The organism is Methanoculleus horonobensis (assembly GCF_001602375.1).
GTDB classification, from domain to species: Archaea; Halobacteriota; Methanomicrobia; order Methanomicrobiales; family Methanoculleaceae; genus Methanoculleus; species Methanoculleus horonobensis.
Genome location: NZ_BCNY01000015.1, coordinates 21,559 through 36,630 on the forward strand (window position 1 = coordinate 21,559; position 15,072 = coordinate 36,630).

At 60.7% G+C, this 15,072-nt stretch carries 16 protein-coding genes and 1 tRNA gene; 7 read left to right on the forward strand and 10 right to left on the reverse strand.

Annotated elements, in window-relative coordinates:
* Positions 1-12: 12 nt before the first annotated feature.
* A complete protein-coding gene (locus MCUHO_RS07760) occupies positions 13-819 on the reverse strand; it encodes a winged helix-turn-helix transcriptional regulator (protein ID WP_235808205.1) in 807 nt (268 codons plus the stop codon).
* Positions 820-1,690: 871 nt separating this feature from the next.
* Here MCUHO_RS07760 and MCUHO_RS07765 point away from each other — a divergent pair.
* The 3 genes from MCUHO_RS07765 to MCUHO_RS07775 all read left to right on the forward strand — a co-directional run bounded on the left by MCUHO_RS07765 (position 1,691) and on the right by MCUHO_RS07775 (position 3,129).
* A complete protein-coding gene (locus MCUHO_RS07765; protein WP_067076357.1) occupies positions 1,691-2,254 on the forward strand; it encodes a hypothetical protein in 564 nt (187 codons plus the stop codon).
* 122 nt (positions 2,255-2,376) lie between these two features.
* On the forward strand, positions 2,377-2,784 hold the full coding sequence (locus tag MCUHO_RS07770) for a hypothetical protein (RefSeq protein WP_067076361.1): 408 nt from the start codon (positions 2,377-2,379) through the stop codon (positions 2,782-2,784).
* A 63-nt stretch (positions 2,785-2,847) separates the two neighbouring features.
* The gene (locus MCUHO_RS07775; RefSeq protein WP_067078739.1) at positions 2,848-3,129 is read left to right on the forward strand and encodes a type II toxin-antitoxin system RelE family toxin; all 282 of its coding nucleotides are present in this window, start codon (positions 2,848-2,850) and stop codon (positions 3,127-3,129) included.
* 316 nt (positions 3,130-3,445) lie between these two features.
* Here the strand turns inward: MCUHO_RS07775 and MCUHO_RS07780 are convergent, their stop codons facing one another.
* The 7 genes from MCUHO_RS07780 to MCUHO_RS07810 all read right to left on the reverse strand — a co-directional run bounded on the left by MCUHO_RS07780 (position 3,446) and on the right by MCUHO_RS07810 (position 11,142).
* Positions 3,446-4,498: an ABC transporter permease gene (locus MCUHO_RS07780; RefSeq protein ID WP_067076365.1), complete on the reverse strand. Its 1,053-nt coding sequence runs from the start codon at positions 4,496-4,498 to the stop codon at positions 3,446-3,448.
* A 22-nt stretch (positions 4,499-4,520) separates the two neighbouring features.
* Positions 4,521-5,510, reverse strand: coding sequence for a YcdB/YcdC domain-containing protein (locus MCUHO_RS07785; RefSeq protein WP_153020019.1), 990 nt, complete (start codon positions 5,508-5,510; stop codon positions 4,521-4,523).
* A 400-nt stretch (positions 5,511-5,910) separates the two neighbouring features.
* On the reverse strand, positions 5,911-6,759 hold the full coding sequence (locus MCUHO_RS07790; RefSeq protein WP_067076373.1) for a winged helix-turn-helix transcriptional regulator: 849 nt from the start codon (positions 6,757-6,759) through the stop codon (positions 5,911-5,913).
* Between the two features lie 314 nt (positions 6,760-7,073).
* Complete coding sequence (locus MCUHO_RS07795) at positions 7,074-7,802, reverse strand: MBL fold metallo-hydrolase (protein ID WP_067076377.1); 729 nt, start codon at positions 7,800-7,802, stop codon at positions 7,074-7,076.
* 1 nt (position 7,803) lies between these two features.
* Complete coding sequence (locus MCUHO_RS07800) at positions 7,804-9,090, reverse strand: ATP-binding protein (RefSeq protein WP_067076381.1); 1,287 nt, start codon at positions 9,088-9,090, stop codon at positions 7,804-7,806.
* Between the two features lie 43 nt (positions 9,091-9,133).
* A complete protein-coding gene (map, locus tag MCUHO_RS07805) occupies positions 9,134-10,015 on the reverse strand; it encodes a type II methionyl aminopeptidase (protein ID WP_084385972.1) in 882 nt (293 codons plus the stop codon).
* Positions 10,012-11,142 carry a M24 family metallopeptidase gene (locus MCUHO_RS07810; protein WP_067076384.1) on the reverse strand — a complete coding sequence of 377 codons (1,131 nt, stop codon included), beginning with the start codon at positions 11,140-11,142 and terminating at the stop codon, positions 10,012-10,014. The genes map and MCUHO_RS07810 overlap by 4 nt, the downstream gene beginning before the upstream one ends.
* Positions 11,143-11,201: 59 nt before the next feature.
* Here MCUHO_RS07810 and MCUHO_RS07815 point away from each other — a divergent pair, with 59 nt between their 5' ends.
* From MCUHO_RS07815 to MCUHO_RS07825, 3 genes are all read left to right on the forward strand, one after another.
* Positions 11,202-11,435 carry a hypothetical protein gene (locus MCUHO_RS07815; protein ID WP_067076388.1) on the forward strand — a complete coding sequence of 78 codons (234 nt, stop codon included), beginning with the start codon at positions 11,202-11,204 and terminating at the stop codon, positions 11,433-11,435.
* A gap of 31 nt (positions 11,436-11,466) precedes the next feature.
* Complete coding sequence (locus MCUHO_RS07820; RefSeq protein ID WP_067076392.1) at positions 11,467-11,766, forward strand: hypothetical protein; 300 nt, start codon at positions 11,467-11,469, stop codon at positions 11,764-11,766.
* Between the two features lie 35 nt (positions 11,767-11,801).
* Positions 11,802-11,874 (forward strand) — tRNA-Asn (locus MCUHO_RS07825).
* 315 nt (positions 11,875-12,189) lie between these two features.
* Here the strand turns inward: MCUHO_RS07825 and MCUHO_RS07830 are convergent.
* Together MCUHO_RS07830 and MCUHO_RS07835 are read right to left on the reverse strand one after the other, a co-directional pair.
* Complete coding sequence (locus tag MCUHO_RS07830; RefSeq protein WP_067076395.1) at positions 12,190-12,375, reverse strand: hypothetical protein; 186 nt, start codon at positions 12,373-12,375, stop codon at positions 12,190-12,192.
* 186 nt (positions 12,376-12,561) lie between these two features.
* Positions 12,562-14,124 (reverse strand): sensor histidine kinase, encoded by a 1,563-nt coding sequence (locus MCUHO_RS07835; protein ID WP_067076399.1) that lies wholly within the window; start codon positions 14,122-14,124, stop codon positions 12,562-12,564.
* A 506-nt stretch (positions 14,125-14,630) separates the two neighbouring features.
* Between MCUHO_RS07835 and MCUHO_RS07845 the strand changes: the two genes are divergently transcribed.
* Positions 14,631-15,065, forward strand: coding sequence for a sensor histidine kinase (locus tag MCUHO_RS07845; protein ID WP_067076406.1), 435 nt, complete (start codon positions 14,631-14,633; stop codon positions 15,063-15,065).
* Positions 15,066-15,072 lie beyond the last annotated feature (7 nt).

The window sequence follows — 15,072 nt, forward strand, 5'->3', positions numbered from 1 at the left end:
GGCCCGGAACGCCTACCGGAGAGGTGAGTCGGCACGGCTTTCGGCACCCGTTCCGTTCCAGGGAAGGAGGGGCACCGTATCGCCTACCGTCCCCTCGAGAGCCCCGGAAGACGCCAGTGCCTCGCTGGTGAGTGCGTAGCGTACCGTCCGGCCGTCGCGATTCGTTTCGACGAGTCCGTCTGCGGCGAGCCGTCGCATGTGCCAGGCGGCTGTGGAACACGAGATGCCGACGATCTCGGCTATCTCTGACTGCGTGATGCCGGGTTTTTCAAGGAGAAGGGCAAAGATCTGCCGACGTGTGCCGTTCTGGAGGTGCAGGCATACGACCTTCTCGGCCGTGTCATAGTCGCCGTTCCGAAAACAGCCCACCCTGCCGTCCCGATGCAGGATACTGACCAGACCGGCCTCCCGGAGGCGGGAGAGGTGGTAACGGATCGTTCCCCGGTTGATCCCGGTGATACGGGCGATCTCTGCGGGCGCGATCCCGGGGTGGTCCCGGATGCAGGCGTAGATCCGGGACCGTTTCTTGTTGTCCAGGAGACTGCGTGAAGACCGGTAGCCGAGGTACGCCGTGACGCCGGTAGAATAGACGAGTTCGAAGGGCATCGCGAGGAGCGGGCAGTGGAGGAGGAGGAGAATGGTGAGCAACTCCATCGGCGGGTAGGACCAGAGCGGCATGAAGAACTCGTCGTCGACGTTTATCCCATCAGTGGGGAGTTCAGCGGGACCTGGTTCGACGATGATCTTTGCCGCTGCAGGGCTCCAGAGGAGGAGCAGGGCCAGGGACAGGACAATGAACAGGTCAGCCGCTCTGTGCACGGTCCGGCCCCCTATGAGGGGGCTGCACCGGACAACGCCCCATTCTCCAAAGTGTGCACTGTGCTTTGTTATGCGCATGAACCCTATGCACAACGTCCGAACCCCCAACCTTAAACGTTCTGTGCTGACCCTCGAATTGTCATCGGGAATTTCCGAGTAACGCTTTCATCGAATCAGCGATGGATATCGATAACACGGAAGGAATGGAGATTTTCCAGTGGAAGTCACCCCCGGACACAGTCCAGGAGGCTAAACGGCGTTTAGAATCAATAACAGAGATACTCCCCGGAATGGCAAAACCCGGCAATATTATGACCCTCCTCGGAAAATCCACCTCCGGCAAGGGGATTATGCGCGCCCTACGAGGAGACTGTAGCGCCGCTGGTTCTTCGTAACGAGCGACCATCACCGGAGTTCCGATCCCGGGTGGATCTACTGCACTCTCAACGGATCGACCAGCTCAACCCGGGTCACCAGGGGCGCTTTGTCCGGCCCGGTCCTACCAGATAAACCTGCTGAGCATATCTGATAATTTACACGGGCGGACATCACGCGGTGCCTCGTAGGCTCGGTAACCCCGTAGGATCTTCCCGAGTACCGGAGTATCTGCAGAACTGATCATATTCGCTGTTCGGAGCCTTCAAACGCCTTGACGTGTCGATGATTGGCACAGAAAAGGTATTAAGAGAAACAACAAAGCCTCAATCGAGGATACCGCACGTGGTATCTCGCGGGGGCCGGGTGTCTCGATTGGCGTCGTGCCCCGGAGCCCACAGCGTGCCCGGGGGCTGATGGTGCTGACGGCTGCGAACAGGGATAGCCGTTGCGGTTCCGCGGCCTCCTGGAGCATGCGTGAAAGGGGAATCGAATCATGAAACAGAGCAAAATCTTCAGAATGTGCGCTGCAGCTGCCATCGGCCTGCTTCTGGCCTGCATGGCGGTGGTGCCGGTCAGCGCAGAGAACGATCCGACCCACATTATACCTATCGATGGGAATTCGGCACGCATCACGCCCGTAGATCCGGACCTGACCACCATCATGTCCGTTGGCGGGAACCTGACATGGGTCCACATCATACCCATCGACGGTGGTTCGCTCGTCATCGACGAAGGAGGAGGGACAGATTGCACCGCATATGCAGGCTCATGGTTCGTCGAGAACAATGTGCCGGGGTCGGTTTACCGGTTCATCGTGGAGTGCGAATACGCCGACACCAACCGTGCAATCGGAGAGACAGCCGAGTTCCGGCTGGAAGGGCCGGATGGTGCGGTAGATACATGGTCCATAAACGACACCCCGTTCTTCAACGACGACTGGAAAGGGACGCTGTCGGTGGATTTCATGCCTGAGGGTCCCGGTGCGTACCACTGGGAGATCGCGTGCGATAAAGGCGGAGAGAGCGCTTCGTCGCGCGGGGATCTCATCTTCCGGTAGGAGATCATCCGAAAGAGAATGAACCGTATAATCTCTGAAAAGTGCCCGGCGATATCTCATTTGATGTCCTTGAGGGGTGGCTCCTGTAGGGTGTAGCAATCTAATGAGCAGCAGGTAACATCATGGCCAGCATAAACGCGTTGACTGCCGGTATCGTAATACTGGCCTTCATAGCCGGAACCGGGGCCGGCTATCTCCTTACAGCAAGGAATGAAGCCCCCACAGCAGGGGCTGAAGGGACGTGCCCGGCAGAGGTCACGTCCCTCAATATACTGACCGTGGCGCTTAATGACCCGAAGGTCATCGGATTGCTGGGCAACAAAAGTATTGGCGCAATCGCGTTCTCACGAGGCACCTATAGCGAACAGGATATGAATTATACCCAGATCGTCTTTCGTCTCCAAGATCCTGACCCCGACGACCACATGACCGCCTCGATGATTGTTGTTCAGATCAACGATTCCTGCAAGGTATACTCCGTCTATGAGACATATCCATCGTATATCCCCAAGATTGTCCCGGAGACGTAAGAGTGGTCACTTGAAGAATCTCAGAGCCAGAAGGGTCCGCACCCAGAGGAGGGCATGAGGAATATGAGGAGTAATAACCGGCCGTGTGGTCTCACCGAGGCAGCCCATCATCCTTTTAAGGGCATTCCACGACCCCTAGCAATCCGGATAGGCGAGGAGATTGCATCACTCGCCGGCGAGACCGACCCGAAGAAGCATCTCAAACAATTGAAGGGAGCGAGCAATCCCCCGCTCTACTCGCTCCGAAGCGGGGACTACCGGCTGGTTCTCTCGATCATAGACGACCTCCTGGTGATCCATGTCATCGCAGTCGGACACCGGAGCAGGGTGTACCGCAGGTTCTGAACGGAGAGCCTCTGCAGGAGGGTGCCGGGCTTGCCTCAATCGTACCCACCGGGAGCACGCCATGACAGGGTGGGCCGGTTCCCTACTTCGACATCATTTCGGTTCATGAGTAATGTGGCCGACATCCAGTGGAAATCGACCCAAGCTGCCCCGGGTGTGGGGGCGTGCTTCGAACCGCAATTCGTACATCTTCCCTCCCATTCTAAGATCTTGCGACACTGTTGGCCCGCTCCCGAGATGACCGCACGACAGGAATTAAGTGCGCGCGCACCTGCCCGCCGCACGTGTACACACCGAGTGAAACCCATCTCCGCCGTCACCGGATATCCATCCTCATGAAACGGGTGTATGCCGCTCCGAAGAAGATCGCCGGTAACGCAAGCATCGCGACGATCGGCTGCCAGATGAGAGCGATCAGGCCGGGTAGATCGGGAAGCGGATCTTCCCCGGGGTGGGGTGTTCTCAGGGCGAAGGGGTCCGGATTGATCCACATCGAGAACCGTGGATTGGTGATCGCTACCGAGAGTTCCTGGTAATTCCTTTGTGGCGAGATGAGGCGGACGGTCGCTCCGATACGCTCCTGGTGTTCGAGGTAGGCTCGCTCCTCCTCCCGGTACTGCAGCCACTCCTCCTCGGTGGGATGCGGGTCGCCCATAAGATCCACCACATCCGGGGGCGTTCCGGCAGTCGCATCGGTAAGGATGCTACCGGCCATCGGTACGACGGAGGAGAAGACGAAGATAGCGACCAGCGACCAGACAAGAGCGCTCCCGCTCTCGGCAACGACCGCCGAGGCGAGGAGAGCGACCGAGAAGAACGTGAAGAGATACACCAGCGAAACGAGCCAGAAGGCCAGGATCGCTCCGAGCTCGGCTGGTGAGGGGACGATTGCAGAGAGCAGAAGGAGCGCGAGCGCGATGAGAACCGCGATGCTCATCGCCAGCGTCAGGGCGGCGAACCCGCCGAGTGCCTTGCCGGTGATCACCTCGTCGCGGAAAACCGGACGGGAGAGGAGGGTTTTGAGCGAACCCGACCAGCGTTCCCGCGTGATCAGATCGAACCCGGTCGCGATCGCAAGCAGCGGGCCGTAGCTCAGGACCTGCGAGGAGAGGTTGAGGAAGACTACGAGGAGGGAGGGTTTCTCCGGCATCCAGCCGGGGTAACCCAGGAATTTCGGCACCGGCGCGGTACCGTCGGAGTATGCCGCGAGTTTCTCACTGTAGTTCTCGACGCCCTCGTAGAGGGAGACGGAGCAGAGGATCAGGAAGAGGAGGAGGACAAGGGTGAACCGCCGGCTCGCGAGGTGGTCGGCAAACTCTTTCCCTGCCACGAGGAGCGTGCGGCTCGGATCGGATACCCGGTCTGCCATTCTCCCGCCTTCCACGAATCCGTTACCATCCCGGGTTGTAATTTGCAGAAAGAACCTCTCCCGAATGGGCGTTCATCCATATTTCAGCCGCCCTCGGCGGATCCTGCGAGCGGTGCCGCTCGTCGTCGAACGTGATGTGCCAGGCAAGAGGCACCGCGACCGGTTCCTTTGATGGGCGTTGCCGTGCGTTCAGGTCGTACCACCGCAGCTCTGTCGACCGGATGGCGAACTCGCCGGGATCCTTGCCGTAGGTATCGTTGAGGTACGCCAGAACCCGTTCCTGTACCGCGTCTTCCGGGATCGAGGGGTCAGGATCGGCCATGGTGTCGTTGTTCGATACTTTCCAGAACTTAGAAAAAGAGACGACACGGCCGTTGACTGAATCGATCGCAAGGATGAACCCGTCATACAGGCAGAGGACGCCGTCGATCGAGCGCCGATATACGAAATGGTACGGGCCGTTTCGCGAACCCAGCGGTGTATCTACCATAGAGAGTGCGGCGTCGGTCTTCACGACGTCCGAACGCTCGGTTCGCTCCCGGAGATATGCATCGGCAATCTCTTCCGCCGCATCGATCGTGATTGCAGGATCATCAGACCGGAAATAGTCGCGGCCATCCTGGAAATGCACCATCTCCCCGTCGACAGCATCGATCCATACCATGATATCACCTTCAGGGTCGGGGTCGTCTACCGCTTTCACCCGGAACCGCCAGACGTCGCCATAGGTCTGCACGTCATACGGTTCGGCGACCATCCGTTCGATCCGGACCCCGGGGATCTCCCGTCCCAGTGCGGCCGCGGCGAGAGAACGTGCTTCCTCCTCGCCGATCAGGCCGCCCGGCGACGGTTGAGCCGTTGTCACCCCGGGCGACACCGTCGCCTCCGGCGACGTCGGTGCAGCCGGCCCGTTTTCACTCGCATCCGTCCCGACACACCCCGCCGACGCTGCCAAACAGGCAAGGAAGAGGACTGCTGCGAGTGTGTAACCGATTTTGTTGATAGGTTTCATGGTTCTATCCTCATTTCACGCATGCCCCGGGAGGCCGCGGAACCGCAAGGGCTATTCCTGTTCACAGCCGCCAGCACCATCAGCCTCCAGGCACGCTGTGGGAGCCGGGAAACGACGCCAATCGAGATCCGCAGACTCCCGCAGGATACCGCATGCGGTATCGCCAATCGAGACGTTGTTGTCCGTCGTTATACCTTTTCTGTGCCAATCATCAAATCGACCGGGCACTCGAAGGCCCCGGATCGGGAATATGATCAGTTCTGCAGATGCAGGAGCCTGCTACTCCGGCACAATCCCCGAATACCGGCTGCAGGCCGATCGGGCACGTCTGCGCGACGCCGGCGGGGGCCGGAGATGTGCCGGACTGAAGGTGGCAAGAGCCTTCATCCGCAAGACAGACTCACCCGGTATGTTCCGCAGGAACCTGTGCGGGTTCGGGACTGCGGTCATGCACATACTCCGTCATCAGCATTCGAGCGTAGTTGTCGGTGAGAGTATACCGCACATACCGCCCCTCCCTCTCGGACATTACAATTCCCTGGTGTTCCAGATATTTTACGTGCGTATAGACTGTGGCTTTGGACAGACCCGACTCTTCGGCGAGCTCTTCGGTGTGTGCACCCCCATTCAGGAAGATCTGTGTTATAATCCCCCGCCGGGCGTCATTGTTCATAGTAATGATAAGAGTCTCATTTTCAGCCGAATACGGCGAACCGGGGGCAAAATAGTGGATTCTCCCCCTGCTCCTGATCGCCTTCAACAGACCTGCGGACTCCAGTCTCTCCAGATGGTAGCCAAGTGTTCCTCTCGTCAGGGACATCTCCTGCAACAATTTCCTGAAATGCAACCCCGGGTTTGCCTTGATGAAATTCAGGATCTCAAGCCTCCGTGGGCTGTCCAGAACATTCTTTCTGGAGATTCGTTTGTACCCGAGGTAGCCGAAGGCCTTCAGGGGGAGAAGGACCTCGATCGGGGCCGCCGTCAACTGGGGAAACACGCACAGCAGCAGGACGAGCCAGAGCGGGATCGGGTCGATCTCCCGCACCGTCTCGCCCGATACAGAGGCGCCGGGCTCTTGCCCGACATTTCTCGAGGGCCGAACCGTGTATTCGGTGGCATCGGCAACCGATATCAGCAGAACCGAAAATAGGATCGAGAGGGTGAGTAACCGGAGAAGTCTGCCCGCTCCGGCGCCGGTAGAGGTTGAGGACGTACGATCTCCGGAACGACACCTGTTCGCCGTATACATAGAATCTCCCGGGGCCATGAATTTTCTCTTAACTGATACCTCAATATGGCTTTCCGTATTTTATGAGTTTTATAGCACAAAAATCAATTTTATCTCGTCTCTGCCCGCTTCGTCTCCAGGAGACGAACGTACCTGAGGACCATCACGACCGTATCGTGCCCGCCGGAGTTGCCATATCCGAAAAACAGGTGCAATGCTGACGTGCCGGGACGGCCTGCGCGCAATGCACGGCGAGAGCGCCCTCCACCGGATCTGCTGAAAGACTTCGTTATACCCCGAGAGGCGCACGGGTAGATAGAGCGCCCTCCGCCGGCTCACTCCCAGCAGAACGTCTCCATATCGTATCCGGCGTGCGGCATATCCGGCGGAACCATGTGGCTCATGTGGACGCACCGGTAGTCCCTCGCCCCGACGCCGCGGGCGAACCGGACGGCCTCGGCGTAGTTCATGTGCTTGGTGATGGAGTAGCCTTCGGGAGCGATGGCGTCGACGAAGAGGAGATCGATATCGGTATTTTTGAGGAGATCCATGCTCGCTTCCGGGATATCCTCCCGCGTGTCGGCGGTGTAGGCGACCGCAACATCGTCGTGCTCGATCAGGAGCCCGCAGGTGTAGACCGGCGGGTGGTTCACCTCAAAGAACGTGAAGGTCACGCCGAAGAGGTCGAACGGCTCGTAAACGGGGACCGGGTGCTTCTCGAACGGCAGGAAGTGGAGGTAGCCCGAGCAGTAGTCCATCACCGGCGGCGCCGCGTAGGCCGGCGGCACCTTCTGCACCCGGTAGAACTCGCCGAACCCGATGAAGTGGTCGTAATGGCCGTGCGACCAGAGGACGGCGTCGATGTGGGGCGAACAGGCCCGGAGGAGTTGCTGGCGGAGGTCCGGGGACGACTCGATGAGGATGTGCTTTCCATCCGTCTCGACGAGGAGGGACGTCCGGAGCCTCGACCGCCCCGCCGCGACCATCGCCCGGCAGTTCACGCAGTCGCACCCCACCTTCGGCGTCCCGATGGCGTCCCCGGTCCCGAGCAGCGTGATCCGCATCTCAGCGCCCTGTCCGGATGACGTTCCTCTCCTCCGCCCGGAGGAGACCCTGCTCGATGTCCACCGGGCCGATCCGGTGCCGGTCCTCCATCAGCGCCGACATCACGGCCTCTTTCATCATCATCCTCAAATCGGAGCCTGAGAACCCTTCCGTCCGGGCGGCAAGGTCCGCGAAGTCGCATTCGCACTCGATCGTGGCGGCGACCTTTTCGAGGATCGCCTGCCGCATCTCCCGGTCGGGGAGCGGGAACTCCACGACCTCATCGAACCGCCGCCAGGCAGCCTCGTCGAGGATCCTGGGGTGGTTCGTCGCCCCGATGAGGAGGACGCCGTTCTTGATGAAACTGATCTGGTCGATGTTTTTTAAGAGCATGTTCACCGCGCGCTTCATCGCGCCGTGGTCGTCGCTGACCCGGGTCTTCGCGACGAAGTCGAACTCGTCGATGAAGAGGATGCAGGGGGAGAGTTTCTTCGCGAGATCGAAGATCCGGTCGATGTTCTTCGAGGTCTCGCCCAGGTACTGGGAGGTGACCATCGCGAGACGGACCTCGAGCACCGGCATGTGGAGCGCCCGCGACATCGCGAGCGCAAGCGAGGTCTTCCCGGTTCCGGGCGGGCCGACGAAGAGGAGCCGGCCGAACTCGTAGATGCCGTGCTGTTTTAAGAAGTCGCGGTGCCCGAGGGCAACGCCGATCTTCTTGATGGTCTCCTCCTGCCGGGGCGTGCAGACCAGTTTCTCGACGGTGAACTCGACCTCGTTCGGTGCGCTGATGATGATGAGGTCGCGCGCTTCCCGCATCTCCTCGCTCTCTCCGATGATCCGGGAGAGCCTCGCCTCCACGTACTCCTTCGTATCCTCGAACCGGCGGTTTTTCGCCCGGACGTCGCGGTACCTGACCCCGACGCCGTCTTTCCCGTCGAAGAAGTACGCGAGAACGGGATTCTCCCCGACCCTCTCCTCCCCGCCTTTCTTCAGGAACCATCCCGCCGCCGTGTCGAGCGAAGGCAGGTTCAGCCGCTGCCCGAACTCGTCGTATCCGACGAACGGGTTTGCGCGAACAGCCTGGCAGACGGCGTCAGGGGTGCTGAAAACCTTCCTGATCGCTCCCTCGCTCACGATCAGGGGACGTTTCACCTCGGGATTTCCGCTGCTCCCGGCACCGAAGAACTCCCGGCAGCGCGGGCTGAGGTCATTGATGTCGAGTTCCTCGTTCCGGTTGAATATCTCCGCGGTGAGCAGGAGTTCCATGATGGCGAGGACGTCACGTGTACCAGTGTCGCCGGTCATTCTATGAGCAGACATATTTGTGCGCGGCATCAATAAGCGTAACTCACCGGGTGGTGACCTCGCACCCCTCTTCGGTGACGATCATGGTGTGCTCCGCCTGCGAGACGAACGAGCCCGGGACGTCGTGCAGCATCGGGAAGGGATGAAGGATCCCGTTCCGCACAAGGGTGGATAACCCGATCTCGATCTTGTCCCCCTGAACCCAGCGGCGGGAGAACGGTAACCCCCTGCGCGGCCGGGCGGTCTCGAGAATCCGTCTTGCCGACGGGAGGCGTGCGGGCCGGGCTGCGATCTGCTTGTAGATCTCCACGCGCGCCGCCTCGGTGACCTTCCCCGACCCCGTTGTGGCGAAGGGCTCGATCGCAAAGACCATCCCCTCTTCGATGACGGTGCCGCCGCTCATCGCGACGTTCGGGATCGTGGGCTTTCCGTGGAGGTCGTAGCGGTCGAGGCCGTGCCCGGTGAGGTTTCCGACCGGCTTGTAGCCGTGCTCCTCGATCGACGCCTGGATGATCGTCCCGAGCTCCCCGGTGACGATGCCCGGCCGGACAACTCCGATCGCCGCCTCGAGGGCCGCCCGGGACGCCTCGACGAGCGCCCCGTGGTCGCCGAGGTCGACGGTCATGGCGGTGTCGGCGATGTAGCCGTCGACGTGTATCCCGAGATCGACCTTGATGAGGTCGCCCCGGGCAAACACCCGCTCGTCTCCGGGCATGGCGGTGTCATGCGCCGCGGCCTCGTTGAAGGAGACGTTCAAGGGGAAGGCGAGCAGCGCTCCCTCCTCGGCCACCATATTCTCCGTCTCTTCGACCATATCGAGGAGGAGCGTCCCCTCCTTCACGAGCCCCGCACCACGCCGGAGCACCTTCCTTGCCAGCGCCCCTGCTTCCCGGTAGGCATCGTAAACTTCGTTATCCATGATCATAGCGTGAGCTCCTCTCTGTATTGGGTGAACCGGTCAAACCCGATCTCAGTCACCGCGCCCATATCCTCCAGTCGGACGCCGCCGGTTCCGGGATAGTAGAGCCCCGGTTCGATCGTGACGACGTTTCCAGGGACGAGTTCCCCGCCCTGCGGCCCGAGCGACGGCTCTTCGTGCACCTCGAGCCCGACGCCGTGGCCGAGGCTGTGGGTGAATCCCTGCGTGTTGCTCTCGTAGCCGCGGTCGCGGAAGAACTCGACCGTCGCGCGGTAGAGATCGGCGCCGACGGCACCGGCACGGACCATCGATGCTGCGTTGGCTTTTGCGTCCCGCACAGCCTCGTACATCTCCCGGATTGCAGGAGAGGGCTCGCCTTTCACGACCGTCCGGGTCATGTCGGCGTGGTAGCCGGTAAATTCGTCCTGCGGGTAGATGTCGATGACGATCGGTTCGTTCTCCCGGAGCGGCCCTGCACCGGGGCTGTGCGGGAGAGCGGTGTCGGGACCGCAGGAGACGATGGTGTCGACCCCGCGGTAGCCGTTGGCGAGAAGGCAAGCGTGCATCTCGGCGCGGACGGTCTCAGAGGTGAGGGGCGCGCCGTTCCGGTGAAGGACGCCCCCTTTCGGGACGGACGAGCGGATGAGCGCCAGCCCGTGCTCAATCGCGGCCTCGGTAGCCCGCTGAACCGAGCGAATCCACTCGATCTCCTCCGGCGTCTTGACCGCCCGCATCGCCTCGACCGCCCCCCGCTCGTCGAGGACGACCGGCTGGAACGATTCGAGTTCTCTCGCGAGCGCAAGCGGGAAGTTCGCGGGGACGAGAACCGGGCCACCGGCGAGGTCGGCGATCATGTGGGCGGTCGCACGCCAGCGCGGCTCTCCGGCCTTGATGTACTCGAGGTACCCGGCATCGGCACGGGTGGCGACCGCCGCCGTCGATTCGCGGACGGCACGTTCGTGCTCCATCTGCGGGACGACGATCATCCCGCGCTCGCCCGGTTTCTGGACGTAGACCACGGGGTCGGTGGTGCGGAACCGGGTCAGGTAGCGCACGTTGGCATCTATAGACGAGCCGTAGGCCGCGTATGCCGCTGCATCCGTGTCCCGGATAACCGAATCCAGTCCATTCATTCTACCAACTCTTCCGTTGAAACCACAAGTACTTTTACCCGCGCGTTCAAGTATGAATAATGGATGAGGCAACCAAACAGGTCTTCAAGGCTAAGTTCATCATGCTGACGGTGATGCTCAACGTCATCGTCCTCTGCTTCGCCATGGGTGTCTTCGTCCTCTTCCGGTTCGCGCCTGAAGGGACCACCGGCCTTGCGATCGGTCTTCTCCTCCTCGCGGTAGGGGCGATCGCCTCCATATCGTTCCGGACGCAGTATGCCCGGGCGAAGGTCTGGCTGCACGAACAACCATAATAATGCGCGTGACACGTGCGCGGAAAAACCCATGCTGGCAAAGATCAAATCCGAAATTGAACTCGTCTCAAGGCACCTGGAGGTGATCCGGGCGGTCGTGGAGCACCAGCCCATCGGCATCATGAAACTCGCCGAGATCCTGGACCTCCCCTACCACCGGGTCCGCTACTCGCTACGCATCCTGGAGCAGGAGGGATACATCCGCGCCTCGCCGGCCGGCGCGGTGGCGACACCCCTTGCAGGCGACCTTCTTTCCACCCTGGACACCGAGGTCGACGAGCTGATCGATCTTCTTCGGGTTATCCGGAAGGAGAATTCCCGTAACGTTTAATACGATTCAGTCGAGACATTATAGAGCACTTGTGTGCCGCCATAACTCAGTTGGTAGAGTGGCTGGCTGTTAACCAGCATGTCACAGGTTCGAGTCCTGTTGGCGGCGTTTCCATCTCCGGTCTTTTCAGCAGAATCACGCCTTATTGCACCCCGTATTTTCATTCCCGCGATCTCTCCCCTGAGCGCCCGAAGACCTATACAACACATTGTCCCGATCGTTTTGGTTCTGCAAAAAAGAATTCCCGTGATGTCTGATACGATTCAGTCGGCGTCTTTCCGAATCCTCGTTACCCCACGCGAAGGCTATGTCGACCGGGTCGGGATACGCCTCCGCACCGAAGTCTCCGCTCTACGACGATGAACGCCGTTTTGCACCGCTACGCACAGAACCTCATGACGAGACGGGTTCTCTCGGGCAGGGTTACTTGCTCCAGGGCGATTGCCCCGAGACCAGGAGTTTCTCCGGCCGGTGCCCGTCCACCCCGGCGTCCTGCTTTGCCGCCGCCTCCAGGCATTCCGCGCTGCAGTAGGGTACGCTTTCGCCTGCGGCTCGCTCCTTCAGCGAGAACTCCCGTCCGCAGTATCCACAATAGGCTAATTTTGGCATCCGAACTCACCTGAAGATAGAAAAGGTATGTCAGAGGATAAACTTTCCCCCAGGTTCCGAAAGATCGCCATCGGTCGATCCAGAATTGTCCGTTCGATGAACCGGAGACGTCCGGCGGATGGCCTCGTGCATGGGAGTGCCCCCTCCTTTTACCGGCGCCGGCAAGGCGATGCTAAGGGCACACCTTTACGCGGCCCGCTTCAGCGTGAACCGGAACGCCGCCCCCGCATCCGGGGCGCCGGGCACCCGGTCTTCAACCCGGATCCACCCCCCATACCGTTCGACAAGCATCCGGCAGATGAAGAGTCCGAGCCCCTCTCCGCTTCCCCGTCCCATGCCCCGCTCGAACCTGGCAAAGAGCCTTTGCTTTATCTCGTCCGGTATACCCGGACCGGTGTCCTCGACCGAAACCAGCACCTCCCTGTCCTGCACCTCTACCCGGATGGTGATCCTAACATCGGGACCGCCGAACTTCACGGCGTTGCCGATCAGGTTGATAAAGACGGTCGGGAGGAGGCCGTCCGCCAGCACCTCGATCTGCGGGTCAGGGTAGTCGATCGATGCCTCGGGGAACCTGCCGATCTCGTTTCGGATAACCGCGTCGAGGTTCACCGGCACAAGGCCGGTCTCTTCTTCGTGTATCCGCCGGACGGTGGCGACGCTCCTGAGGATATCATTGCTTCGCTCGATGCTGCCCTGCAGCTTCTCCGCATAGGTCTTCAGGTCGCCGTCGGCGAGCTCGGTCAGGAGGTCGGCATACATGCCCGAGACGTTGTTCGCGTTCCGCACATCGTGGGTCAGGATGTCGAGGTACATATGCGCCTCGTCGCGTGCTGCTTCCACCTCCGCGCTCTTCCGGGCAAGGTCTTCGGCGCGGCGCCGGAGTGCTTCTTCCGCTCGCTTGCGGCCGGTGATATCCCGGACGATCATCGTCGTTCTGGCGTTTCCGTCTCTGTCCGTGTAGAGTGCAGACGATATCTCAACGGGGAAGACGGTCCCGTCTTTGCGCCGGAATCGGAGTTCCCCCCTGAACTGCCCTTTCCTGGCTCTCTCCTCAAGGCAGGATCGGAGGCGCGGGTCCGATGGATCCATGACGCCGTCCCTCCCTGCACGGATGAGTTCCTCTTCGGTCATGCCGAAGATCCGGCAGGCTTCACGATTTGCGGCATAGATTGAGCCGTCGGGAGCGGTGAGAAGGACTGCGTCGATGCTGTTCTCGACGAGGTTCCGGTACTGATCCTCGTTCTCGCGGAGGGCTTCTTCTGCTCGCTTGCGGTCGGTGATGTTACGTGCATTCACCACGAAACCCCGGACAGCCGGCTCTTTTACAAGATTGATACCGATTACGTCGAAGTTCAACCACTCTCCTGATTTGTGCCGAAGCCGAACTTCGAGGGTGACCCGGTCCTCCGGATGGGCGGCAACAGTGGAGAGGGCATTCGTCACCAGCGACAGATCGTCGGGATGCGTCAGTTCGATGGCATTTCGCCCGATGAGTTCTTCGGGCGCATATCCCCCGACCTGCCGCACCGATGGGCTTGCATACGAGATGGTTCCGCCTGCATCGAGAACGATGACGATATCGGAGGCGTTCTCGGTGAGGAGCCTGAATCGTTCTTCACTCTGCCGTAACGCGTCCTCGACCTTTTTGCGCTGGGTGATATCTTTTCCGTATACGTTCACGTAGTGCAGATCCCTTAACGGAACAAATGTGAGGAGGTAGGTCTCTGCACCTACGCGGTGCTCCACCTCCTGCCGGACACCGGACGCCAGGGCTGTTTCTGCTATCGCGGCAATATTTTCGGGGACATCCGTGCCGGGGCCGGCGAACGCCTCTGCAAATGCCGCCCGGGCTGCGCTGTTGGCATAGATGATGGTGCGCCCGTTGTCAAGCCGCAGGGTTGGATTAGGATTTTCGGCAGGGAACCGGGCAATGGACTGGAGTTCCTCCTGTGCCCGCTTGCGCTCCTTGATCTCGCTCTGGAGCCGGATGTTGGCACGTTCGAGTTCGGCAGAGCCGCGACCTTAAAGAGGCACGGAACGAGGCGAACCTGTACCTCGATATCCTGACCCACGATATCGGGAACACCGAGAACGTCGCGAACCTCTATGCCGACCTGCTCCTCGGCACGCTCTCGGGGGATGCTGCCATATATATCAAGAAACTCAAGCGCAGCATCGATAAGAGCATCGAGATCCTCGGAACCGTCTCCACCATCCGCCGGATCCATTCCGGGTCGCCGGAGATCAAGGCGATGGATCTGGATGCGGTCATCAACGAAGAGATCAGCCACTACCCCGGGAGCAGCATCCGCTACGAAAATGCCCCTGGACTGATTCTTGCCGACGACCTCCTCCGGGAAGTCTTCGCAAACCTGATCGGCAATGCCGTCAAACACGGTGGTCCCGATGTCGAGATCACGATCCGGACGGAAGATGCGGGGGGGGTTGTCCGCGTCTCGGTCGAGGATACCGGCCCGGGCGTGCCGGACGACCAGAAGGAGGCGATCTTTCATCGATACGAGCAGCAGAAGCGGGGTGTCGGGGAAGGGCTGGGGCTCTACCTGGTGCAGATCCTGATCGACCGCTACGGGGGGAAGGTCTGGGTCGATGACCGGGTGCCCGGCCGGCCAGATGGGGGGGCGGCGTTCGTCTTCACGCTCCAGAAGGCTTCACCCGTCCCCGGGTAGGATCGCG